Annotated in this window: 22 protein-coding genes; 12 read left to right on the top strand and 10 right to left on the bottom strand. The window is 69.7% G+C overall.

Features of this window, described 5'->3' with window-relative positions:
- Window positions 1–3: 3 nt before the first annotated feature.
- A complete protein-coding gene (locus tag ASD93_RS06190) occupies window positions 4–1,992 on the top strand; it encodes a S9 family peptidase (RefSeq protein ID WP_056120230.1) in 1,989 nt (662 codons plus the stop codon).
- A 53-nt stretch (window positions 1,993–2,045) separates the two neighbouring features.
- On the opposite strand, the gene ASD93_RS06185 is transcribed toward ASD93_RS06190, so the two are convergent.
- Entirely contained in the window at window positions 2,046–2,606 is a 561-nt protein-coding gene (locus tag ASD93_RS06185) for an HdeD family acid-resistance protein (RefSeq protein ID WP_056120227.1), read from the bottom strand.
- A gap of 186 nt (window positions 2,607–2,792) precedes the next feature.
- On the opposite strand from ASD93_RS06185, the gene ASD93_RS06180 reads away from it, so the two are divergent.
- From ASD93_RS06180 to ASD93_RS06170, 3 genes are read left to right on the top strand one after another with little or no spacing between them, the layout of a single operon-like run.
- Window positions 2,793–3,386, top strand: coding sequence for a sulfite oxidase-like oxidoreductase (locus tag ASD93_RS06180; protein ID WP_056120225.1), 594 nt, complete (start codon window positions 2,793–2,795; stop codon window positions 3,384–3,386).
- The gene (locus tag ASD93_RS06175; RefSeq protein WP_082569202.1) at window positions 3,383–4,108 is read left to right on the top strand and encodes an FAD-binding oxidoreductase; all 726 of its coding nucleotides are present in this window, start codon (window positions 3,383–3,385) and stop codon (window positions 4,106–4,108) included. The genes ASD93_RS06180 and ASD93_RS06175 overlap by 4 nt, the downstream gene beginning before the upstream one ends.
- Window positions 4,105–4,377 (top strand): DUF6510 family protein, encoded by a 273-nt coding sequence (locus tag ASD93_RS06170; protein ID WP_235566893.1) that lies wholly within the window; start codon window positions 4,105–4,107, stop codon window positions 4,375–4,377. Before ASD93_RS06175 ends, ASD93_RS06170 begins: the two co-directional genes overlap by 4 nt.
- 3 nt (window positions 4,378–4,380) lie before the next feature.
- Here ASD93_RS06170 and ASD93_RS06165 read toward each other — a convergent pair whose 3' ends face one another.
- Window positions 4,381–5,301 carry an AEC family transporter gene (locus ASD93_RS06165; RefSeq protein WP_056120216.1) on the bottom strand — a complete coding sequence of 307 codons (921 nt, stop codon included), beginning with the start codon at window positions 5,299–5,301 and terminating at the stop codon, window positions 4,381–4,383.
- A gap of 55 nt (window positions 5,302–5,356) precedes the next feature.
- Between ASD93_RS06165 and ASD93_RS06160 the strand changes: the two genes are divergently transcribed.
- The 4 genes from ASD93_RS06160 to ASD93_RS06145 all read left to right on the top strand — a co-directional run bounded on the left by ASD93_RS06160 (window position 5,357) and on the right by ASD93_RS06145 (window position 8,407).
- Window positions 5,357–5,815, top strand: a complete 459-nt coding sequence (locus tag ASD93_RS06160; protein WP_056120214.1) for a pyridoxamine 5'-phosphate oxidase family protein — start codon at window positions 5,357–5,359, stop codon at window positions 5,813–5,815.
- Entirely contained in the window at window positions 5,812–6,573 is a 762-nt protein-coding gene (locus ASD93_RS06155; protein ID WP_056120920.1) for a phosphotransferase, read from the top strand. Before ASD93_RS06160 ends, ASD93_RS06155 begins: the two co-directional genes overlap by 4 nt.
- 217 nt (window positions 6,574–6,790) lie before the next feature.
- Entirely contained in the window at window positions 6,791–7,657 is an 867-nt protein-coding gene (locus ASD93_RS06150; RefSeq protein WP_056120918.1) for an AraC family transcriptional regulator, read from the top strand.
- Window positions 7,658–7,723: 66 nt separating this feature from the next.
- Window positions 7,724–8,407: a GNAT family N-acetyltransferase gene (locus ASD93_RS06145; RefSeq protein WP_056120210.1), complete on the top strand. Its 684-nt coding sequence runs from the start codon at window positions 7,724–7,726 to the stop codon at window positions 8,405–8,407.
- Window positions 8,408–8,473: 66 nt separating this feature from the next.
- On the opposite strand, the gene ASD93_RS06140 is transcribed toward ASD93_RS06145, so the two are convergent.
- Window positions 8,474–8,737 (bottom strand): DUF6458 family protein, encoded by a 264-nt coding sequence (locus ASD93_RS06140; RefSeq protein ID WP_056120208.1) that lies wholly within the window; start codon window positions 8,735–8,737, stop codon window positions 8,474–8,476.
- Between the two features lie 192 nt (window positions 8,738–8,929).
- On the opposite strand from ASD93_RS06140, the gene ASD93_RS06135 reads away from it, so the two are divergent.
- Entirely contained in the window at window positions 8,930–9,847 is a 918-nt protein-coding gene (locus ASD93_RS06135; protein ID WP_056120205.1) for a pseudouridine-5'-phosphate glycosidase, read from the top strand.
- Entirely contained in the window at window positions 9,844–10,683 is an 840-nt protein-coding gene (locus ASD93_RS06130; RefSeq protein ID WP_056120202.1) for a carbohydrate kinase family protein, read from the top strand. Before ASD93_RS06135 ends, ASD93_RS06130 begins: the two co-directional genes overlap by 4 nt.
- 4 nt (window positions 10,684–10,687) lie before the next feature.
- Here ASD93_RS06130 and ASD93_RS06125 read toward each other — a convergent pair whose 3' ends face one another.
- Window positions 10,688–11,134: an SRPBCC family protein gene (locus ASD93_RS06125; protein WP_056120199.1), complete on the bottom strand. Its 447-nt coding sequence runs from the start codon at window positions 11,132–11,134 to the stop codon at window positions 10,688–10,690.
- On the bottom strand, window positions 11,131–11,526 hold the full coding sequence (locus tag ASD93_RS06120) for an ArsR/SmtB family transcription factor (protein ID WP_056120196.1): 396 nt from the start codon (window positions 11,524–11,526) through the stop codon (window positions 11,131–11,133). Before ASD93_RS06120 ends, ASD93_RS06125 begins: the two co-directional genes overlap by 4 nt.
- 87 nt (window positions 11,527–11,613) lie before the next feature.
- On the opposite strand from ASD93_RS06120, the gene ASD93_RS06115 reads away from it, so the two are divergent.
- Window positions 11,614–12,219, top strand: coding sequence for a dihydrofolate reductase family protein (locus ASD93_RS06115; protein WP_056120193.1), 606 nt, complete (start codon window positions 11,614–11,616; stop codon window positions 12,217–12,219).
- On the opposite strand, the gene ASD93_RS06110 is transcribed toward ASD93_RS06115, so the two are convergent.
- Genes ASD93_RS06110 through ASD93_RS06100 form a run of 3 tightly spaced genes read right to left on the bottom strand, consistent with a single transcriptional unit; the run spans window position 12,208 to window position 15,424 of the window.
- Complete coding sequence (locus ASD93_RS06110) at window positions 12,208–12,969, bottom strand: SGNH/GDSL hydrolase family protein (RefSeq protein ID WP_200950598.1); 762 nt, start codon at window positions 12,967–12,969, stop codon at window positions 12,208–12,210. The genes ASD93_RS06115 and ASD93_RS06110 overlap by 12 nt on opposite strands.
- 19 nt (window positions 12,970–12,988) lie before the next feature.
- On the bottom strand, window positions 12,989–14,350 hold the full coding sequence (locus ASD93_RS06105; RefSeq protein ID WP_056120190.1) for an MFS transporter: 1,362 nt from the start codon (window positions 14,348–14,350) through the stop codon (window positions 12,989–12,991).
- Between the two features lie 36 nt (window positions 14,351–14,386).
- Window positions 14,387–15,424, bottom strand: a complete 1,038-nt coding sequence (locus ASD93_RS06100) for an LLM class flavin-dependent oxidoreductase (RefSeq protein ID WP_056120188.1) — start codon at window positions 15,422–15,424, stop codon at window positions 14,387–14,389.
- 108 nt (window positions 15,425–15,532) lie between these two features.
- On the opposite strand from ASD93_RS06100, the gene ASD93_RS06095 reads away from it, so the two are divergent.
- Window positions 15,533–16,159, top strand: coding sequence for a phosphoribosyltransferase (locus ASD93_RS06095; protein ID WP_056120183.1), 627 nt, complete (start codon window positions 15,533–15,535; stop codon window positions 16,157–16,159).
- Window positions 16,160–16,171: 12 nt separating this feature from the next.
- Here the strand turns inward: ASD93_RS06095 and ASD93_RS06090 are convergent, their stop codons facing one another.
- Both ASD93_RS06090 and polA read right to left on the bottom strand, forming a co-directional pair.
- Window positions 16,172–17,845 (bottom strand): DUF885 domain-containing protein, encoded by a 1,674-nt coding sequence (locus tag ASD93_RS06090; protein WP_056120180.1) that lies wholly within the window; start codon window positions 17,843–17,845, stop codon window positions 16,172–16,174.
- Between the two features lie 46 nt (window positions 17,846–17,891).
- Window positions 17,892–20,531: a DNA polymerase I gene (gene polA / locus ASD93_RS06085; RefSeq protein ID WP_056120177.1), complete on the bottom strand. Its 2,640-nt coding sequence runs from the start codon at window positions 20,529–20,531 to the stop codon at window positions 17,892–17,894.
- Between the last annotated feature and the right edge of the window lie 44 nt (window positions 20,532–20,575).

Genomic DNA, 20,575 nt, shown 5'->3' with positions numbered 1-20,575 from the left:
CGCGTGCGCGCACACGACATCGAGAAGCTGATCTCGGTCGGGCGCCCCGTGATCGCGCCGGACGCCTCCTTCGCGGTGTTCGCCACGTCGCGTCCCGACCTCGTCGCCAATCGCGCTGTCGGCCAGCTGTGGCGTGTCGACCTGCCTGACGGCACGCCGCGCCGGCTCACGCGCGGGGTCGCCGACGCGGGGCCTCGCCTCTCCTCCGATGGGAGCCGGCTGGCCTTCCTGCGGGGGGACGCGAAGGGCCGACCGCAGGTCTTCGTGATCCCGTCCTCCGGCGGAGAGCCGGTCCAGGCCACCGACGCGACTCTCGGCGTCGAGGGGTTCGCGTGGGCGCCCGACGGTCGCTCGCTCGCCTACGTCTCCCGCGTGCCCGAGCCGGGTCGCTACGGCAGCGTCGAGGGACTGGATGCCTCGGCCGAAGCTCCGCGGCACATCACCGGCATCCGCTGGCACGCCAACGGACTCGGCTACCTCGCCGACCGGCCGGCGCACGTGTTCGTCATCGCGGCGCCGCAGCCGGACTCCGAGCCCTTCTACGAGCCGGCCGCTGCCGTGAGGCCCGAAGGCGAGCAGGCGCCGAAGAAGCCCGTCATCGCCTTCGAAGCACGCCGGCTCACCGAGGGGACCGCGTCTCACGGCGGAGTCGTGTTCTCCGCGGACGGCAGCGAGGTGCTCACGGGCGTCGACGAGATCGAGCCGGCGCGGCGAGATCTGCGCTCCCGCGTGATCGCGCTCGCGACCGACGGCTCCGGCAAGCGCGAAGTGTTGGGCGTGGAGGCCGGCCTGTCGCTGTACGGATTCGACGTCGCCCACGACGGCACGCTCGCGCTGCTCGCACACGAGGTGGGGGAATCGACCGTCGATTTCGTCGCCCCCGGAGTCGGGCTGTGGCTGCTGGAGGGTGGAGCGCCTCGTCGCCTCACCGATGCGGACTCGATCGACCTCGGCGAGGTCGGGAGCCACATCACCGCGACGGGCGACGATTTCCTGGTGCAGGACCGCACGCGCGGTCGCGTGCGCCTCCTGTGCGTCTCCCGCGCGGGAGAAGTGAGCGAGGTGCTGGGCGGAGACCTCGAGGTCGCCGGCCACGCGGCCGCCGACGGGCTCGTCATCGCCGCCGTCGCGTCGCCCGAGTCCGCCGGCGAGCTCGTCGTGCTCGACGACGGTGCGCCGCGCACTCTGACCGCGTTCGGTGCAGGAGCGGCAGCATCCGGAATCTCGACACCGCGCGAGCTCACCGTCGACGGCCGCGACGGCTACCCCGTGCACGGTTGGGTGGCCGTGCCCGAGGGGGAGGGGCCGTTCCCGGTCATCCTGCAGATCCACGGCGGACCCTACGCGTCGTACGGCGTGCACCTCTTCGACGAGACCCAGGTCCTCGTCGATGCGGGGTACGCCGTCGTCTACAGCAACCCCCGCGGCTCCGCCGGCTACGGACGTGCGCACGGGCGCAGCATCCGTCAGGCCATGGGCACGGTCGACTTCTCCGATGTGATCGACTTCCTCGAGGGGGCCGTCACCGACGACCCCCGCCTCGACGGTGCGCGCGTCGGCGTGATGGGCGGTTCCTACGGCGGCTACCTCACCGCGTGGATCATCGCGCACGATCACCGGTTCGCCGGCGCCATCGTCGAGCGCGGGTTCCTCGACCCGGCCACCTTCCAGGGCACGAGCGACATCGGGACGTTCTTCGGCGACGAGTACGTCGGAGTGTCCGCCGCCGACATCGCGCGCCAGAGTCCGATGGCCGTCGTTGACCAGGTGACGACGCCGACGCTCGTGATCCACTCCGAACTGGACTTCCGGTGCCCGCTCGAGCAGGCGACGCGGTATTACGCCGCCCTCAAGCGCAACGGCGCGGAGGCCGAGCTGCTGGTGTTCCCGGGCGAGAACCACGAACTGACGCGAGCCGGGCAGCCCCGTCACCGGGTGCAGCGCTTCGACGCGGTGCTGGACTGGTGGGCGCGCCACCTGCCCACGCACTGACGCACGAGAAAGGGCCCCGGGAGATCCCGGGGCCCTTTGTCGTTGTCAGCGGATCAGAGGTCCTTCTTGCCGAAGGTGAAGGCGCGGACGATGTTGATGATGCCGAGGACCACCAGCGCGATGCCGAGGATCCACCACAGGACCACCGCACCCCACAGCGGGCTGAACACCAGGTAGAGACCGGCGATGATGCTGACGATCGCGAAGAAGATCGACCAGCCCTTCGATGCGGCGTCACCCAGCGTCGACAGTGCCACGATGCCCTCGATGAGCCACATGATGCCGACGAGGATCACCACGAAGATGGCGAGCCACGCGGTCGCCTGCTGGAGGTTGACCAGCGCGACGATGCCCGCGATGACGAACAGGATGCCCAGGGCGATGTGGCCGAGGCGAGCCCAGCCACCCTTGTTGCGCGAGAAGATGCCGAGTCCGGCATACACGAGGCCCGCGGCGATCGCGTAGATCGCGATCACGATGGTGACCACGAACGCGGCGCTCTGAGGCTGGAAGATGATGAACAGGCCGGCGAGTACGGCGAGCACGCCGCCCACGCCGAGAGCGGTGCGGATGCCGTTGACGGCCGACTTCTCGGCCGCAGATTCCGTGGACATGCGAGCTGTCCTTTCTGAGAGTTAGCTGGGAACACCTAGAGCCTAGACCCGAACTCGGGCAACCCCGCATTGAACATCGTGTGTCGCGACACCTGCCGTCATGTCGTGATCAGGCTGTGACCCTCGCGCGGTGGCCCGCCGCAGCGTTACGGTGATCGTGCGCGGTTCGAACGAGGGAGGCACACGATGGCAGTGTTCTCGAGGGGATTCGGCGCCCGGCGCCGCGAGACCGACCCGAATCTGCCTCCGGGGCAGTACCTGACCGAGGACTTCCCGGTTCTCTCGGCCGGTCCCACGCCGCGGATCGATACGGCTGACTGGTCGTTCACCGTCGTCGAGGACGGTCGAGGGCTCGCGCGCTGGAGCTGGGACGACTTCCTTGCGCTTCCGGTGGAGGATGTCGCCACCGACATCCACTGCGTCACGCGTTGGTCCAAGCTCGGCACTTCGTGGCGGGGAGTGTCGGTCGACACGCTCCTCGAGGACATCGACTCCGAGGCGACGCACGTGATGGCCCACTCCTACGGCGGCTACACGACGAACATCCCGCTGGAGGATCTCGTCGACGGCAAGGCGTGGGTGGCCTTCGAATTCGAGGGGGAGCCGCTCGACCCCGAACACGGCGGGCCGGCACGCCTCCTCGTGCCCCACCTGTACTTCTGGAAGAGCGCGAAGTGGGTCAACGGCCTCGAGCTCATGGACGGCGACGCCCCTGGATTCTGGGAGCAGAACGGCTACAACATGCACGGCGATCCGTGGACCGAGGAGCGGTACTGGTGATCGTCGGCGCGTGGCGGCCCGCACGCGTCACTGCCGTGGCCGCTGCGACCTCCACCGCTCGCCTGCTGACACTGGACGTGCCGGGCTGGCCAGGGAGCGACGCCGGTCAGCACGTCGACATCCGTCTCACCGCCGAGGACGGGTACCAGGCGGTGCGGTCGTACTCGCTCGGCTCGTACGGCAGTTCTGAGCGCATCGAGCTCGGTGTCGATGAGATCCCCGACGGCGAGGTCTCGCCCTACCTGGTCCGCGACGTCCGCGTCGGGGACGAACTCGAGGTCAAGGGTCCGCTCGGCGGGTACTTCGTCTGGCGGCCCGGGGGAGAGGCCCCCGTGCAACTCATCGCGGGCGGATCGGGCGTCGTGCCGCTGGTGGCGATGGCCCGGGCCGCGGCGGATGCGTCGGTGGCGGCATCCGTCCGTCTTCTTTACTCGGTGCGCGGACCGGAGGACGCGATATATCGCGATGAGGTCGAGCGGATTGCGCGTGGCGGGGGAGTGGGGCTCACATGGGCCTACACGCGCCGCGCGCCCGAGGGATGGGACGGCGACGTCGGCCGTCTCGACGACGGCCGTCTGCGCTCCGCGGTGTGGGAGGCTGCGCGCGAGCCGCACGTGTTCGTGTGCGGCCCGACGGGATTCGTCGAGCACGTCGCCGACGCGCTGGTGAGGCTCGGACACGCGCCAGAGCGGATCAGGACCGAGCGGTTCGGAGGGGCATGATGCGGGCGGAGAACGCGACCTCGACGGTCGACGGGAATGTGCTGGCCGGGCTGCTGGCGGGAGTGCTCGACGGTGATGTCACGACCCTGGTCGGCGTGTGCGCGGGGTGCGGGGCGGCCGCGGCACTGGCTGAGACGGTCGTCGAGATCGACGAGGCGGGAGCGATCGCGCGCTGCCGATCGTGCACGCACACCCTACTCACGGTGCTGCAGGAGGGGGACGGCGTGCGGGTCGTGCTCGGGATGCTGCGCGAACTGCGACGCGGCTGAGGGCTAGCCGAGCAGCAGGGTGATGCCGATCAGCACAGGCACGCAGCCGATCGTGGTCAGGAACACCGTGTCGCGCGAGATCGTCTCACCGACGTCGTAGCGCTGCGAGTAGTTGAAGACGTTCTGCGCGGTGGGCAGCGCCGCCAGCACGCCGACGATCAGCACGTCGTGCGCATCGAGGCCGAACACGAACTCGGCCACGACCCACGCGAGCACCGGCATCGCGATGAGCTTCAGCACTGTCGCGAGCACGACGTCCTTCCGGCGACCGGACGGCGCGAGCACCCGCTGACCGTGGAGCGAGATGCCGTAGCTGATCAGCAGGATCGGCACACACGCGTTCGCGATGAGTATCGCCGGATCCATGACGACCGCGGGGAGTTCGATGCCGGCCACCGACACCACCGTGCCGAGGACGGATCCGACCACGATCGGGTTCGTCGCCGTGCGCACGATCGACCGCCACAGCGTTGCGCGGCCGAAGGTGACGGCGTCGAGGATGGCCATCGTGATGGGCGTGAACACCAGCAGCTGCAGGAGGATCACGGGGGCCGGATAGGCGGCGCTGCCGAGCAGATACAGCGAGAGAGGGATGCCGATGTTGTTCGAGTTCACCTGCCCGGCGCTCAGGGCGCCGATGACCGTCTCGCCGATGGAGCGCTTCCATGCGAACCGCGCGACGAGCGTGTAGAGCGCGATGATCGTCACCGCGGCGATGGCCGACACCGGGAGCAGCGCAGAGAAGAGCGTGCGCACATCGGCCTGGGCGAGCACCACGAACAGGAGGAAGGGCGACAGGACGAAGAACGTCAACCGTGCGAGGACCGGACGGCCGTGCTCGCCGAGCAGATCGATGCGACCGAGGACCCAGCCGAGCAGGATCGCGACGCCCACCACGACGAACCCGGTGAGCGACTCCAGCATGGTCCGAGCCTACGGGCGCGGGCATGTCCATGAGGGCCGCCACTAGCGTGGTGACATGAGCGCTGCTGCCGAACCCCGGGATCGCGCGGCGAGACGAGCCGACACCCTCGCGATGCTCGCGACCCGGGACATCGATGTGTGGGTGGCCACCGCCTCGCCGGGCGGCGACCCTCACCTCGTGCCGCTCTCGCTGGCATGGATCGAGGGCAGGGCCGTCATCGCGGTGGAGGAGGGCTCGATCACCGCGCGAAACGTCGTGGCGCGGCGCGTGGCGCGGCTCGCTGTCGGACCGACGCGCGACGTGGTGCTGCTCGACGTCGAACTCGAGCGCACGGTCGGCGTCGACGCGGACCCGGGACTCGGTGCCGGGTATGCGGCGCAGGCGGACTGGGATCCGCGCGGCCTCGCCGGCTATGTGTTCCTGGTGCTGAGGCCCGCGCGCGTGCAGGCATGGCGTGAGGCGAACGAGCTGCGCGGCCGGGTTCTCATGCGCGACGGGGAGTGGCTGACGTGAGCGGCGGCCCTGTTTCCGACGAGGTGTTCACCGGGGGGAACTCGACCCCGGTGTTCCGCCGCGGCGACGCGGTTCACCGCGAGGCGGGTGCGTGGACGCCCGCCGTGCACCGGCTGCTGCGCACGCTGCGCGACGCCGGGATCGAGCAGGTGCCCGAACCGCTCGGATTCGACGATCGCGGGCGCGAGATCCTGTCGTTCGTGCCGGGGGAGACGCTGGCGGATGCCGCGCCCGGTGTGCTCTGGTCCGAGGACATCCTCCGTTCTGCGGCGTTCCTGCTGCGCCGCATCCACGACGCGAGCGCTCGGCTGGTGGACGACGGATCGCTCGCGTGGCGGTCCGCGCGCCACGAGCCGGCTCAAGTGATCTGTCATAACGACTTCGCCACCTACAATCTCACCGTGGTCGGGGATACGCTTTCCGGCGCAATCGACTTCGATTTCGCGTCGCCCGGACCGCGCGTGTGGGACCTGGCGTACCTCGCGTACCGGATCGTGCCGTTCGCCGAGGATTCGCCCGACGCAGCCGGGCTCGATCGTGCACAGCGTCTCGACGAGCTCATCGCAGCGTACGGCGACGGCATCGAAGCCGCGGATGTCGTCGCGACGATGGTCCGGCGTCTGGACGATCTGCGCGAGTTCACCCTGGCTCGTGAGGCAGCGACCGGACGCTCAGAGTTCGGCGACCACGCGGCGATGTATGAGAGGGATGCCGCCCGCCTGACCACTTGGGAACCGCGAGAACCGTATAGCCGATAATGCACATTATGTCAGGTTGTTCCCAGGAGCTGCCCAGAGCCGCTCCCCGCGGCACCCGCCCGCTCGCGGAGTCGACACGAGATGTCGGAACCTGGTGGCGGCGGCCGCACAGGCTCACTGCGGCGCCACTCCGTGCGTCGCAGACCGATCGTTTCGGTCCGCGATCATCGGGCGCCCGGCGCTCCCCATGACGAAGCTGGACGTCGAAGGAGGAACCGTGATCGCAGATCTGAACCGCCTCGTCGAGGTCGTCGAAGAAGACCTCGACGACGAGATCGACATCGCAGCCATCGCCCGCACGCTCGGCACGACCGAGTACCACCTGCGACGGATGTTCTCGTCGCTGGCCGGGATGCCGCTTTCCGAGTATGTGCGACGACGACGCATGACCGTGGCAGCCGCGGACGTGCTCGGCGACAGCGACCTGCTCGGAATCGCGGTGCGCTACGGCTACGGCTCGACCGAGGCGTTCACCCGGGCGTTCCGCTCCGTGCACGGCGTCACTCCCGCCGAGGTGCGGCGCGATGGCGGTCCCCTTCGCACACAACCACAGCTCAGGTTCCGCCTGACCGTCGAAGGGAACGCATCCATGGACACCCGTATCGCCGACCGACCCGGCTTCCGCCTGGTCGGCTTCGCCGCTCGAGTTCCGCTCATCCACCGCGGGGTCAACCCGCACATCCAGACGCACATCGCGAGGCTGCCCGTCGAACAGCATGCCCGGCTCAAGGCGCTCAGCAGCACCGAGCCGAGTGGTCTGCTCCAGGTGAGCACCGATGTCGACCCGGACTACACCGAAGGCAGCGAGCTGACGTATCTCCACGGTGTGGCCGTTCCCGCGGATTCGGCGACGCCCGACGATCTCGACGTGATCGACGTGGCGGCCGGTGAGTGGGCCGTGTTCCGCACCGAGGGCCCCTACCCCGCGGCGCTCCAGGAGACCTGGGCGGCGACGGCGAGCGACTGGTTCCCGTCGAACCCCTGGCGCCTGCGGGAAGGCCCCTCGATCGTCGCCGTGATCGACCGCTCCCCCGACTTCAGCACCGCGACCTGTGAGCTGTGGCTTCCGGTCGAACGGGCGTGATGGGCGTGCGGGCGGGACGGATGCTGCCTCCCGCCACTCCCCCGTCGGTTCTGGCAGACTGCCGTGATGTCCACCGAGAAGCTCGTCCGGCTCTGGCCGGCTTCCGGCGTTCGTGTGCGCAGCGGCGACCTCGAACTCCGCTGGATCGATGACGAGCTTCTCGTCCAGCTCGCCGAGACGGCGGGGCGCGGCATCCACTCCCCCGATGTCATGCCGTTCGAGCACCCCTGGACGCGCGGAACTCCCGACGAGGTCGCCCGCAGTGTCGTGGGCTATCAGTGGAACGCGCGCACCCAGGTCTCGCCGCAGCGATTCGTGCTCGAGCTCGGCGTGATCGCCGATGGTGTTCCGGTGGGCGTTCAGGGTCTCGTCGCCGACGACTGGGCGGTGCTGCGACGCGTGCAGACCGGATCGTGGCTCGGCCTGGAGCATCAGGGCCGCGGCATCGGCCGGCGCATGCGCGTGCTCGCGCTCCATCTCGCCTTCGAGGGACTGGGCGCGGTCGAGGCGAAATCCGGCGCCTTCGCCGACAATCCCGCCTCGAATGCGGTGTCGACCCACGTCGGCTACGAGTCCGACGGGGCGGTGCGCGTCGCCCGCGAGGGCGCGGCGGCGCTCCACAACAACTTCCGGATGACGCGCGAGCGGTGGATGGCGCTGCGCGACGCACATGCCGCTCTCCTCGGAGCCCCTGTCGACCTCGACGGCGTCGAGGCGTTCCGAGCGCAGATCGACGCGCCGCTCGCCTAGTGCCGGCCGCCGGACACGAACCGCGGGGCGGGGCCTCTCGGCCCCGCCCCGCTCACCTGGTCTGTGTCAGAGTCCGACGGTGTCGTCTGTCGAGCTCGTGGTGCGGCGGGTGACCTGCTCGCCCGCGGCGGGGTCGACGGCCGTGCGGGTGACGGTCTCGGCGCTGCGGCGGCGTGCCATCAGGACGATGCCGACGACGAAGATGACGGCACCTGCGGCCATCAGGATGTATCCGATCATGTCGAGGTTCACGTACTCGAACTCGACGTTCACCGCGAAGGCGAGTATGGCTCCGATCGCGAAAAGCGCGATTCCTGCTCCGATGCTCATGCGAGGATCCTTTCCGGGGCGCGACGATCGGCCCTCCCCTGGTGCGGGACGTTTTCGTCCCGGCATCCACCCTGGCCGACCGCACAGCCCGCATGCAGGGGCTTGACAAACGGGACAGAACCGCTGGTCGGCGGCCGCTGACGACACCGCGGGTTTGTAGGGTGGCGGTATCCCGACCGGAAGGACGCCCACGTGAGCGCATCCCTCGTCATCGCCCCAGAGGTGCAGGAAGCCGTAGCCGCAGGGGCCGCGGTGCTCGCGCTCGAGTCGACGATCTTCACCCACGGGCTGCCCCGTCCGCGCAACGTCGAGGTGGCGCTCGAAGCCGAGGAGCGGGTGCGCTCGCTCGGGGTGACGCCGGCGACGATCGGCGTGGTCGACGGCCGGCCCACTGTCGGCTTGTCGACGTCCGAGATCGAGCAGCTGTCCGCCACTGACGATGTGGTCAAGGCGAGTCTGCGCGATCTGCCGGTCGTCGCGGCGAAGGGCCTCAGCGCGGGAACGACGGTGGCCGCCACCGCCTATCTCGCGCATCTCGCAGGGGTGCGCGTCTTCTCGACAGGCGGCCTGGGCGGCGTCCACCGCGACGCGCAGCACACGTTCGACGAATCGGCCGACCTCGGCACCCTCGCGACACTGCCCCTGGTCGTGGTGAGCGCCGGAGTGAAGTCGATTCTCGACATCCCACTCACCCTGGAGCGGCTCGAGACGCTCAACCTCGCCGTCGTCGGGTACCGGACCACCGACTACCCCGGCTTCTACATCGCCGATTCCGGTCACGACATCGAGTACGCGGTCGATTCGCCGGCGGAGATCGCACGCATCGCCCAGGCGCGCGACGCCCTGGGCATCGCGTCGACCCTTCTCGTGGCCAATCCCGTCTCGGCGGAGAGCGAGCTGGACCCGCGGTTGCACGACGACGTCCTCACGCGGGCGCTGGCTGCAGCCGAGACGGCGGGCGTGACCGGTCACGACACGACGCCGTTCCTGCTCGATTTCATTCAGCGCGAGACCGGCGGCCGGAGCCTCGACGTCAACGTCGAGGTCTACCGCGGGAACGTGCGCCTCGGCGCGGAGATCGCCGTCGCCCTCGCCGGCCTTCCACGATGATCATCGTCGTCGGCGATCTCGTCGCGGACCTCATCGTGCTGGGCGGAGGATCGCTCGAGCGCGGCACGGACAATCCGGCGGAAGTGCGGCTGACGCGGGGCGGCAGCGCGGCGAACGTCGCTGTCGCGATCGCCCCGCGGCATCCGGTGCGCTTCATCGGCCGCGTCGGCCACGACACGATCGGGCGCGCGCTCGTGGGCGAGCTCGAAGCGGCGGGCGTGGACGCCCGTGTCCAGCGCTCGGGGCGCACCGGGGCGATCGTCGTGCTCGTCGACGCGGTGGGCGAGCGCACGATGATCACCGACCGCGGGGCCGCGGCCGAGCTCGAGGCGATCGACCCGGAATGGCTGACGGGGGCGGAGTGGTTGCACCTTCCGCTCTACGGCTTCGCAGCGCCAGGGTCACGGGCGGTGGTGACGGATGCCGCGACCGCCGTCGCCGGCGCCGGGGGCCGGGTCAGCCTGGATCTGTCGAGCGTCGCGACGATGCGCGCGCTCGGCCGGGACGCGCTGCAAGCGATCGTGAATCGGATCGCGCCGGACGTCGTCCTCGCGAACGCGGACGAGGCTGCCGCGGCCGACTCGCTCGGGCTCGATCTCGGCACGGCTGTCTCGGTGGTGAAGCGAGGCGGTGACCCCGTCCGCGTCGAGGTGGCGGGCGAGCGGTTCGACGTGCCGGTGCGACGAGTCGACGACGTGCTCGATTCGACGGGGGCGGGAGACGCGTTCGCCGCGGGATACATCGTCGCCGCATTGAGTGGCGCAGACCCGCAGGAGAGCGCGAGTGCGGGCAGCGAACTCGCGATGAGCGCGCTGCGCCGCCCGGGCGCTCTCTGAGGACTCAGGCCGTCTGGAGCGACTCCAGGACGCGCTCGATGTCGTCGACGAACGCGTTGTAGCCCGCGATCGTGGCCGCGACCTGCTCATCGCTGAAGTCCGAGCGATCCTGCCGGATCGTCAGCTGCGTGCCGCCGTCGACCTCCTTCAGGTCGAACAGCACGGGCAGTCCCGCGTCGTCGCCGGGCTGATCGGTGAGGGTCATGGCCAGGTGCGACGGCGGATCGACGACCTTGTACTCCCCCGCCCAGTCGATGCGGTTGCCGTCCGGAAGAACCATCACGGCGCGGAACGCGCCGCCCGGGCGCACATCCATGGTCAGGGATTCCTGCGGCACCTCGACGGCGGCCGTGCCGAACCACACCGCGAAGTGCTCCGGCAGGGTGATCGCCTCGAAAACGAGCGCGCGGGGTGCGCGCAGCGTGCGGGTGATGGTGAAGTATTCGGTCATCGATCTTCCTTCGTATCGGTTTCGGTTTCGGTATCTGAGTCGGGGTGGGCGGCGGCAGGGGCCGGGCTGAGCTGCTGAAGGGCGTTGAGGTACTGGTCGAGCGCATCGACGCTGTCGTCCCAGAAACGGGCGTAGTCGCCGATCCAGCGCGATGCCAGGGCGAGCGGGCGCGCATCGAGCTGCGCAGGCCGGTACTGAGCCTGCCTCCCTCGACTGACGAGTCCGGCGGACTCCAGCACGCGAAGGTGCTTCGACACGGCGGCGAACGTCATGTCGAACGGCTCTGCCAGCTCGCCGACGGTGGCCGCTCCCCCGCTGAGACGGGTGAGCATCGCGCGTCGGGTCGGGTCGGCCAGCGCCGCGAAGGTGCGGCTCAGCTGATCGGTGGTCATCGCGTCTCCCTTATTGAACTGATTGGTATAGTACCGCCGGGTTGAATACGAGGTCAAGATGTCGGGAGCAGGCGCTAGCGTGACGGGATGCCGCGCGTGATCTTCTACACCGCCACCACCCTCAACGGGTTCCTCGCCGACGACGCCGATTCGCTCGACTGGCTCTTCGCCGTCCCCGGCGGAGAGGGCGGCGACAGTGGGTTCCAGGAGTTCCTCGCGGGTATCGGCGTTCTGGTGCAGGGATCCTCCACCTACGAGTGGGTCCTGCGTCAGGAGGATCTTCTCGCGCATCCCGAGAAGTGGCCGGCGTACTACGGGGCACGGCCGACGTTCGTGTTCACGCGGCGCGACCTCCCGTCGGTGGCCGGAGCCGACATCCGGTTCGCCCACGGCCACGTGCTCGCCGCGTGGCCGCAGATCCGCGAGGCGGCCGGCGACCGCGACGTCTGGGTCGTCGGCGGCGGCGATCTCGCAGGTCAGTTCGCCGATGCCGGCCTGCTCGACGAGATCCTGGTGTCGGTCGCGCCCGCGACACTCGCGTCGGGGAAACCCCTTCTCCCCCGGCGGATGGGCGCCGACAGACTCACGCTCACTCGGGTGCGTCAGGCGGGCGCCTTCGCCGAGCTCACCTACGCGGTGACGGGCGGCGGCTCACGGGCGAGCGCGGACGACCCGGCCGTCTCAGACGGCTGACGGGCGCACCTCGAACCACTCCGCGTGCTTCGGCTCCCGGCCGTCGCCCGACGAAGTGCCGGTGAGCCGGCGCCGCACCCAGGGTCCGACGTGATCGCGGTAGTACGTCGCGCCGCGGGTCGCAGCGGCGGGGAGCTCCGGGAGCGACCACCACCCCGGGGCCGGCTCCAGACCGAGCGACGTCAGCACCCTTGCGGCGACCCGGTGGTGACCGCGGGAGTTCATGTGCAGGCGATCCTCGGACCAGTATGGAGGGCTCGAGAGCTCTCGATCGGGCCAGTTGAAGGCGCGGACGAGGTCGTTGCGGTCGGCCAGCTTCTTCGAGACCGCCAACGAGAGCAGGTCGCCCCGCCGCTGGATCACTCGGCTGAGCGGAAGCTGCGCCGACGGGTTCGCGCCGGACAGCACGATGAGCGTCACGCCCTCTTCGTCGCAGCGCCGCAGCACGTGGGTGAAGGCCTCCACGACGCGCGACACGCTCGTGCGCGGCCGCAGCATGTCGTTGCCGCCGCCGTTGAAGGAGAGGTGGGTAGGCCCCAGGGCCAGGGCGGGCTCGAGCTGCTGCTCGACGATCGGCCACACGAGCTTGCCTCGGATCGCGAAGTTGGCGTACTCGACCGGCTGGGCCGACGCATCCGCCCAGCCCTGCGCCACCAGGTCGGCCCACCCGCGCACGCGTCCGTCGGGGAGTTCGTCGCCCACGCCTTCGGTGAAGGAGTCGCCGATCGCGACGTACCGCACGGATGCCATGGCCCCCAGCCTAGGCGGGTCAGCGATCGTCGAGTGCCGCGCCCCGGCGGTCCACCAGCCCCCACGCTGCCGCAGCGGCGATCGCGAAGAACACCGCGAACACGATGAAGAGCGTCGCCGCTCCCCCGGCGGAAAGCAGCAGCGGCACGCTCAGCGGCGCGATGATCGAGGCGATGCGACCGGCACCCGCCGCCCAGCCCGAGCCGGTCGCGCGCAGCGACGTCGGATACATCTCCGGCGTGACCGCGTACAGCGCACCCCACGCGCCCAGGTTGAAGAACGAGAGCGCCATCCCGGCGGCGATGACGGCGCCGGCAGTGTCGGCTGTGCCGAAGAACACCGCGGCGACGGCGGAGCCGATGAGGAACACCGAGAGCGTCAGACGCCGCCCCCAGACCTCGATGAGCCATGCCGCGGCGGCGTACCCGGGGAGCTGCGCGAGCGTGATGATGAGGGTGAACCCGAACGATCGCACGAGATCGTATCCCTGGGCGACGAGGATCGACGGGATCCAGATGAACGCCCCGTAGTACGAGAAGTTCACGCAGAACCACACCAGCCACAGGCACGCCGTCCGCGTGCGGAACTCCCGCGCCCACAGCGCGGCCAAGCGCGAGCCGACGCTGGTGGCGACGGGTGGCTCGGCATCCGCGGTCGCCACCGCGGCGGAGGAAGGAGCGGATGCCGCGCCCGCGGCCTCCTCGAACGACCGGACGACGCTCTCCGCCTCGGCGTGGCGCCCCCGGCGCGCGAGCCACCGGGCGGACTCCGGCAGCCCCCATCGCACGAACAGGGCGTACGCCGCGGGAATCGCCCCCAGTGCGAACGCCCAGCGCCAGCCGGCATCGGATGCCGGGATCACGAAGTAGCCGATCAGTGCAGCCGCCGTCCAGCCGATCGCCCAGAAGGCCTCGAGGATCACGATCAGACGGCCCCGCATGCGCGCCGGTGCGAACTCGGAGACGTAGGTCGACGCGACCGGCAGTTCACCGCCGAGCCCGAGGCCCACGAGGAATCGCAGCACGAGCAGGGCCGCGAGACCGCCGACGAGGGCGCTCGCGCCGGTCGCGAGGCCGTACACGAGCAGTGTGATCGCGAAGACGGAGCGACGACCGAATCGATCGGCGAGGAGTCCGCCCACACTCGCGCCGATCGCCATGCCGATGAACCCGACCGATGCGATCCAGGCGGTCTCCTGCGGCTGCAGATTCCACTGCACGGCGAGGGCGGCGATCACGAACGAGATCAGCCCGACATCCATCGCGTCCAGGGCCCAGCCGAGCCCCGAACCCGTCAGCACCCTCAGATGGCGCCGCGTGAAGGGCAGTGCGTCGAGCCGCTCTGAGAGCGAGGCCGCGGTGTGGGGCTCGGCATCCGTCATAGCGTCATGCTACGGATGCCGCGCCGGCTGCGGTGGTCACGACAGCATGTCGCGCACGAGCGGTGCGACCCGGGTGCCGTAGAGCTCGATCGAGTGCATCATGCGCTCGTGCGACATCGTCCCCGTCGAGAACTTCATGTCGAAGCGCTGGACGCCGAGCGTCGAGACGGTGTCCGCGATCTTGCGGGCCACGGTCTCCGGCGATCCGACGTAGAGAGCACCCTCCGGCCCGACGTCGCGCTGGAAGCGCATCCGGCTGTAGGGCGGCCAGCCGCGCTCGCGGCCGATGGTGTTGTTCATGGCCTCGAAGCCCTCGTAGGCCTCTTCCCACGCCTGCTGGTCGGTGTCGGCGACATGACCCGGCGAGTGAACGCCGATCGGCAGCGCGGGCTTCTCGAAGCTCGTCAGCGAACGGCGGTAGAGGTCGGCGAACGGTCGGAACCGATCGGCCGGACCGCCGATGATCGCGAGCATGAGTCCGTACCCGTGGCGTGCGGCTCGAACCACGGACTCCGGCGTGCCGCCGACGCCGACCCACGCACGCAGCCCGTTCTCCGTCTTCGGGTACACGTCGGCGCTCTCCAGCGGCGCGCGCAGGGTGCCCTGCCAGGTGACCGGTTTCTCGTCGAGCAGGCGCGAGAAGAGATCGAGCTTCTCCTCGAAGAGGGTCTCGTAGTCCCGCAGGTCATAGCCGAAGAGCGGGAACGACTCGATGAACGAGCCGCGCCCCAGAATGACCTCCGCGCGCCCGTTCGAGACGGCGTCGAGGGTGGCGAAGCGCTCGTAGACCCGCACCGGGTCATCGCTCGAGAGCACCGTCACCGCCGTGCCCAGATGGATGCTCTGGGTGCGGGCGGCCGCCGCCGCGAGCACGATCTCCGGACTCGACACGGCGAACTCCGGTCGGTGGTGCTCCCCCACGCCGAAGAACGACAGACCTACGCGGTCGGCGAGCACGGCCTGATCGACGACGTTGCGGATCGTCTGCGCATCGCTGAGCAACTGGCCGGACGCGTCGCGCGTCACGTCTCCGAAGGTGTCCAGACCCAGTTCGACGCCGGTGAGATCGGTCATTCGAGCATCCTTTCCATTCGCGTGAATGAATCACGCGTGAGAGGGAACCGTGGACGGCCACACGGCATTCCCGCAGACAGACGGATGCCGCGGGCGTACCGTGACCGCATGGCCATCTTCGCGGACCGGACTGCGGCGGGGGTCGACCTCGCAGCGGAGCTCGCCGCGTGGCGCGGGCAAGACGCCGTCGTCGCCGGAATCCCCCGAGGCGGGATCGTGGTCGCCGCCGAGGTCGCACGAGTGCTCGGTCTGCCGCTGGGAGCGGTGGTCGTGCGCAAGCTCGGGGCCCCCGAACAGGAGGAGTTCGCCCTCGGTGCGATTGCGGAAGACGTCCGCGTGCTCACAGACCGGGGAGGACGCGTCGGCACCGTGACGCCCGAGCAGATGGCCATGGTCGAAGACGCCGAGCGCGAAGAGCTGCGACGGCGCTCGGCCCTGTTCGGGGGCATCGGGAGCGTTGCGGGCCGGACGGTGATCGTCGTGGACGACGGCGTCGCCACGGGCGCTACCGCGACGGCGGCCTGCCGGTCGCTGCGTGGCCGCGGTGTCGCGCACCTGGTTCTGGCGGTGCCCGTCGCGCCAACGGCGTGGATGCCCGACCCTGCCGTCGTCGACGAGTACGTCTGCCCGCATCCCCAGCGGAGATTCTGGGCCGTGGGCGAGTTCTACGACGACTTCACCCAGACGAGCGACGCGGAGGTCCTGGCGCTGCTGCACCACGACCCCCGCGCCTGAATCCGTCCGGCGTCAGCGCGAAAGCGCGCTGCGGAGGGTGTCGAGCCCGACCCCGCCGATGTCGAGCGCGCGCTTGTGGAAGCGCTTGATCGAGAACTCGGCGCCCTCGCGCTCGGCGACGTCGTCGCGCAGCTGCTCCCAGATGCGCTGACCGACCTTGTAGGAGGGTGCCTGCCCGGGCCAGCCGAGGTAGCGGTTGACCTCGAACTTCACGAACTCGTCGGGCATGTTGACGTTGTGGCGCATGAAGTCCAGAGCGAACGCGGCATCCCACGTTCCCTGACCGTCGGGGCGGGGCTTCTCGAGGTGGACGCCGATGTCGAGCACGACGCGGGCGGCGCGCATGCGCTGACCGTCGAGCATGCCCAGCCGGTCGGCCGGGTCGTCGAGGTATCCCAGCTGCTCCATGAGTCGCTCGGCGTACAGCGCCCATCCCTCGGCGTGGCCGGACGTGCCGCCGAGCAGTCGACGGTAGGAGTTCAGCTGCGCGCGGTTGTAGACGGCCTGCGCGATCTGCAGGTGGTGGCCCGGAACGCCCTCGTGGTAGACCGTCGTGAGCTCACGCCACGTGTCGAAGGACTCCACACCCTCGGGTACCGACCACCACATCCGGCCGGGACGTGAGAAGTCGTCGGTCGGACCGGTGTAGTAGATCCCGCCCTCCTGCGTCGGGGCGATCATGCACTCCAGCCGGCGGATCGGCTCCGCGATGTCGAAGTGCGTGCGTCCGAGCTCCTCGACGGCGCGGTCGCTCGTCTCCTGCATCCAGCGCTGGAGAGCGTCGGTGCCGTGCAGCTTGCGGCTGTCATCCTCCTCGAGGAATGCGACGGCCTCCTCGACGGATGCCCCGGCCTTGATCTCGTGCGCGATCGACTCCTGCTCCGCGACCATCCGCGCGAGTTCCTCGATGCCCCATTCATAGGTCTCGTCGAGGTCGACGGTGGCGCCGAGGAACTGTCGCGAGTGCAGCGCGTACAGCTCGCGCCCGACGGCGTCCTTCTCGGTCGAGGCCGGAGCGAGCTCGGTGCTCAGGAACGCGGCGAGCTGGTCGTAGGCCACGCGGGCGGCATTCGCGTTGTCGGCGAGATCCCGGGCGAGGGAGGCAGGGAGCTGCCCCTCCTCGGGAGCGGCCTCGGCCGCGAACGTCGCGAAGAAGCCGCGGTCCTCGGTGTATCGGCCGATCTGCGTCACGACCTCGACGACCTGGCGCCGCGCGGGCACGACGCCCTGCTCGATACCGCTGCGCAGCGACTCGACGTACCCCTCGATCGCGGCGGGGACGGCGCCGAGGCGCGTGGCGATCACCGACCAATCGTCCGCCGTCGCGGTGGGCATGAGGTCGAATGCGGAGCGGATGTTCTGCGGGTGCGACGCGATCACGTTGATGTCGCGCAGGTGCCACTGCGCCTCGTGGAGCTCGATGCCGAGCTCGAGCTCGCGCGCGAGGTCCTCCTTGGTGACGACGTCGATGTCGTCGACCGGAGTCGCTGCGGAGAGCGCGGACAGCGTCTTGCGGCCCTCGGCGGTGAGGCGCTCGTGCCCGGCGGGGCTGTAGTCGCCGAAGCGATCGTTGAACTCCGTGCGGCCGATGTAGGTCGCAAGGGTCGGTTCGAGCTCGGCGAGAGTGTCGACCCAGGCGTCAGCGATCGTGTCGATCGGCGTGGGCGTGCGTGTTTCGTCAGTCATGCCATGAGCCTATGGAGCCGTTGCGCGGCACGCCAAACACGGATCGTCAGTGCCCTGCTTCGTTCCAGTCCTCACCGCGGCCGATCTGCACGTCCAGCGGGACGGAGAGCTGTGCGGCATCGCCCATCCGCTCCTTCACGATCTTCTCTGCGGCGCCCCACTCCCCCGGGGCGATCTCCACGACGAGTTCGTCGTGGATCTGCAGGAGCACGCGCGAGCGAAGGTCCGCGGCGGCGAAGTCGTCGTGGATATGGAAGAGCGCGATCTTCATGATGTCCGCCGCGCTCCCTTGGATGGGAGCGTTGAGCGCGGCCCGCTCGGCGTTCTCGCGCAGCACCCGATTCGGGCTCGCGAGGTCGGGGAACGGACGGCGCCGTCCGAAGATGGTCTCGGTGTAGCCGTCGATGCGCGCCTGCTCGACCGACGAGCGCAGGTAGTCGCGCACCGCGCCGAAGCGGGCGAAGTACTCCATCATCAGCTGCTTCGCCTCGGACTGCTCGATGCGCAGCTGCTTCGACAGCCCGAACGCCGACAGACCGTAGACGAGACCGTACGACATGGCTTTCACCTTCGTGCGCATCTGCGGGGTCACGTCGGCGGGGTCCACCGCGAAGACCCGCGCACCCACGAAGCGGTGGAGGTCCTCGCCGGAGTTGAACGCCTCGATGAGTCCGGGGTCTTCGGACAGGTGCGCCATGATGCGCATCTCGATCTGCGAGTAGTCAGCGGTGAGCAGCGTCTCGTAGCCCTCGCCGACGGTGAAGGCCGAGCGGATGCGCCGGCTCTCCTCGTTTCGGATCGGGATGTTCTGCAGGTTGGGGTCGGTGCTCGACAGACGGCCCGTCTGGCTTCCGGTCTGCACGTAGGTGGTGCGGATGCGTCCATCGGACGCGATCGCGGTGTCGAGCGACTCGATGATCTGACGCAGCTTCGTCGCCTCGCGGTGCTGCAGCAGCAGGTCGAGGAAGGGGTGCGGGTTGGTCTCCTGCAGATCGGCGAGGACAGCGGCATCCGTCGAGTAGCCCGTCTTCGTCTTGCGGGTCTTGGGGAGCTGCAGCTCGTCGAAGAGGACCTCCTGCAGCTGCTTCGGCGAACCGAGGTTGACCTCGCGGCCGATGGCGGCGAACGCCTGCTGCGCGATTGCATCGGCGCGCTCGCCCAGTTCGCCCGAGAACGAGGCCAGCGTGTCGTGCGACACCGCGACACCGGCGAGCTCCATGTCGGCGAGGGCGAGCAGCGTCGGCAGCTCGATGTCGGTGAGCACCGCGGCGACGCTGTCGGCCAGCTCGGCACGGAGGGCCTCGGTCACGCGGACGCCGAACCACGCGAGCTGGCCGGGGGTGGCGCCCTCGGTCTCGGGAACGAGCTGGGTCGGGTCCGCCTCGGGGAGCTTCTCGTCGAGGTAGCGGTCGACGAGGTCGGCGAGTGTCTTGTCGGGGAAGCTCGGCCGCAGCAGCCAGCCGGCCACGATCGTGTCGAACGCGAGTCCGCCGAGCCTCAGGCCCGCGCGCCGCAGGGCCTTCACCTGCGGCTTGGCGTCGCTGAACACCTTCGGCGCGTCGGAGGCGAGCCAGGAACCGAGTGCGGTCGCGACGTCTGGCGTCCAGTCGGCCTCGGCCGCGGCATCCGTCGTCGCGAAGCCCACCCGGCGAGGGAGACCGCCTTCGACGACCACGGTGACCCCGACCTCGCCCTTCGCGGCGTCGAGCCAGGCGAGCAGGTCGCCCGCCGACGGTTCGACCGGCACGGGCATCGGCACCGCGGCGGCGCTGGTGACGGCGGCCATCTGCTGCTCGATGCCGGCCAGCTCGGCCACGCGCGGAATGAGGGTCTTGAACTCCAGCCGCGCGAAGATGTCGCGCACCGCCTGCGCATCCATCGGCTTCACCTCGAGGTCGGCCACCGCCACGGGGAGCTCGACGTCGCGGAGGAGGCGGTTGAGCGCGCGGTTGCGCCGCACGGTGTCGAGGTTGTCGCGCAGGTTGCCGCCGACGACACCGGTGACCTTGTCGGCGTTGTCGAGCAGCTCCTCGAGCGAGCCGAACTGGTTCAGCCACTTCACCGCGGTCTTCTCACCCACCTTCGGCACGCCGGGCAGGTTGTCGCTGGTCTCGCCGACGAGCGCCGCGATGTCGGGATACTGCTCCGGGGGAACCCCGTAGCGATCGATGACGGCCTGACGGTCGTAGCGCTTGAGCTGCGACACGCCCTGCACGTTCGGGTACAGAAGCGTGACGTCGTCGTCGACCAGCTGGATGGTGTCGCGATCACCCGAGCAGACGAGGACGTCGAAGTGCTCTTGCGCCGCCTGCGTCGCGAGCGTCGCGAGGATGTCGTCGGCCTCGATGTCCTCCTTCTGGATGACGGTGATGCTCATCGCGGCGAGGCAGTCCTGCAGGATCGGGATCTGCCCCTTGAACTCGGACGGGGTCTCGGACCGGTTCGCCTTGTACTCCGGATACTCGCGCGTGCGGAACGACTGCCGGGAGGTGTCGAACGCCACGGCCAAGTGCGTCGGACGCTCGGCCTTGATCAGGTTGATGAGCATCGCGAGGAACCCGTAGATGCCGTTGGTGTGCTGGCCGTCCTTCGTCGAGAAGTTGTCGACGGGGAGGGCGTAGAACGCCCGGTAGGCCAGCGAATGGCCGTCCACGACGAGAAGGGTAGGCTTTGCGGAGTCCGTCACCCTGCAACTCTAGCCAGGGTCGGAGACACCCCCTCCCCCGGTCC

It is taken from the genome of Microbacterium sp. Root180, assembly GCF_001428485.1.
Classification (GTDB): domain Bacteria; phylum Actinomycetota; class Actinomycetes; order Actinomycetales; family Microbacteriaceae; genus Microbacterium.
The sequence above is the reverse complement of the archived record's forward strand: the minus strand, read 5'-3'. Positions and strand labels throughout refer to the sequence as shown.

Coding starts and splice junctions, on each gene's coding strand:
- ASD93_RS06185 (WP_056120227.1), bottom strand. CDS start 2,606: ATGTCCACGGAATCTGCGGCCGAGAAGTCGGCCGTCAACGGCATCCGC.
- ASD93_RS06180 (WP_056120225.1), top strand. CDS start 2,793: ATGGCAGTGTTCTCGAGGGGATTCGGCGCCCGGCGCCGCGAGACCGAC.
- ASD93_RS06170 (WP_235566893.1), top strand. CDS start 4,105: ATGATGCGGGCGGAGAACGCGACCTCGACGGTCGACGGGAATGTGCTG.
- ASD93_RS06165 (WP_056120216.1), bottom strand. CDS start 5,301: ATGCTGGAGTCGCTCACCGGGTTCGTCGTGGTGGGCGTCGCGATCCTG.
- ASD93_RS06160 (WP_056120214.1), top strand. CDS start 5,357: ATGAGCGCTGCTGCCGAACCCCGGGATCGCGCGGCGAGACGAGCCGAC.
- ASD93_RS06145 (WP_056120210.1), top strand. CDS start 7,724: ATGTCCACCGAGAAGCTCGTCCGGCTCTGGCCGGCTTCCGGCGTTCGT.
- ASD93_RS06140 (WP_056120208.1), bottom strand. CDS start 8,737: ATGAGCATCGGAGCAGGAATCGCGCTTTTCGCGATCGGAGCCATACTC.
- ASD93_RS06130 (WP_056120202.1), top strand. CDS start 9,844: ATGATCATCGTCGTCGGCGATCTCGTCGCGGACCTCATCGTGCTGGGC.
- ASD93_RS06125 (WP_056120199.1), bottom strand. CDS start 11,134: ATGACCGAATACTTCACCATCACCCGCACGCTGCGCGCACCCCGCGCG.
- ASD93_RS06120 (WP_056120196.1), bottom strand. CDS start 11,526: ATGACCACCGATCAGCTGAGCCGCACCTTCGCGGCGCTGGCCGACCCG.
- ASD93_RS06115 (WP_056120193.1), top strand. CDS start 11,614: ATGCCGCGCGTGATCTTCTACACCGCCACCACCCTCAACGGGTTCCTC.
- ASD93_RS06110 (WP_200950598.1), bottom strand. CDS start 12,969: ATGGCATCCGTGCGGTACGTCGCGATCGGCGACTCCTTCACCGAAGGC.
- ASD93_RS06105 (WP_056120190.1), bottom strand. CDS start 14,350: ATGACGGATGCCGAGCCCCACACCGCGGCCTCGCTCTCAGAGCGGCTC.
- ASD93_RS06100 (WP_056120188.1), bottom strand. CDS start 15,424: ATGACCGATCTCACCGGCGTCGAACTGGGTCTGGACACCTTCGGAGAC.
- ASD93_RS06095 (WP_056120183.1), top strand. CDS start 15,533: ATGGCCATCTTCGCGGACCGGACTGCGGCGGGGGTCGACCTCGCAGCG.
- ASD93_RS06090 (WP_056120180.1), bottom strand. CDS start 17,845: ATGACTGACGAAACACGCACGCCCACGCCGATCGACACGATCGCTGAC.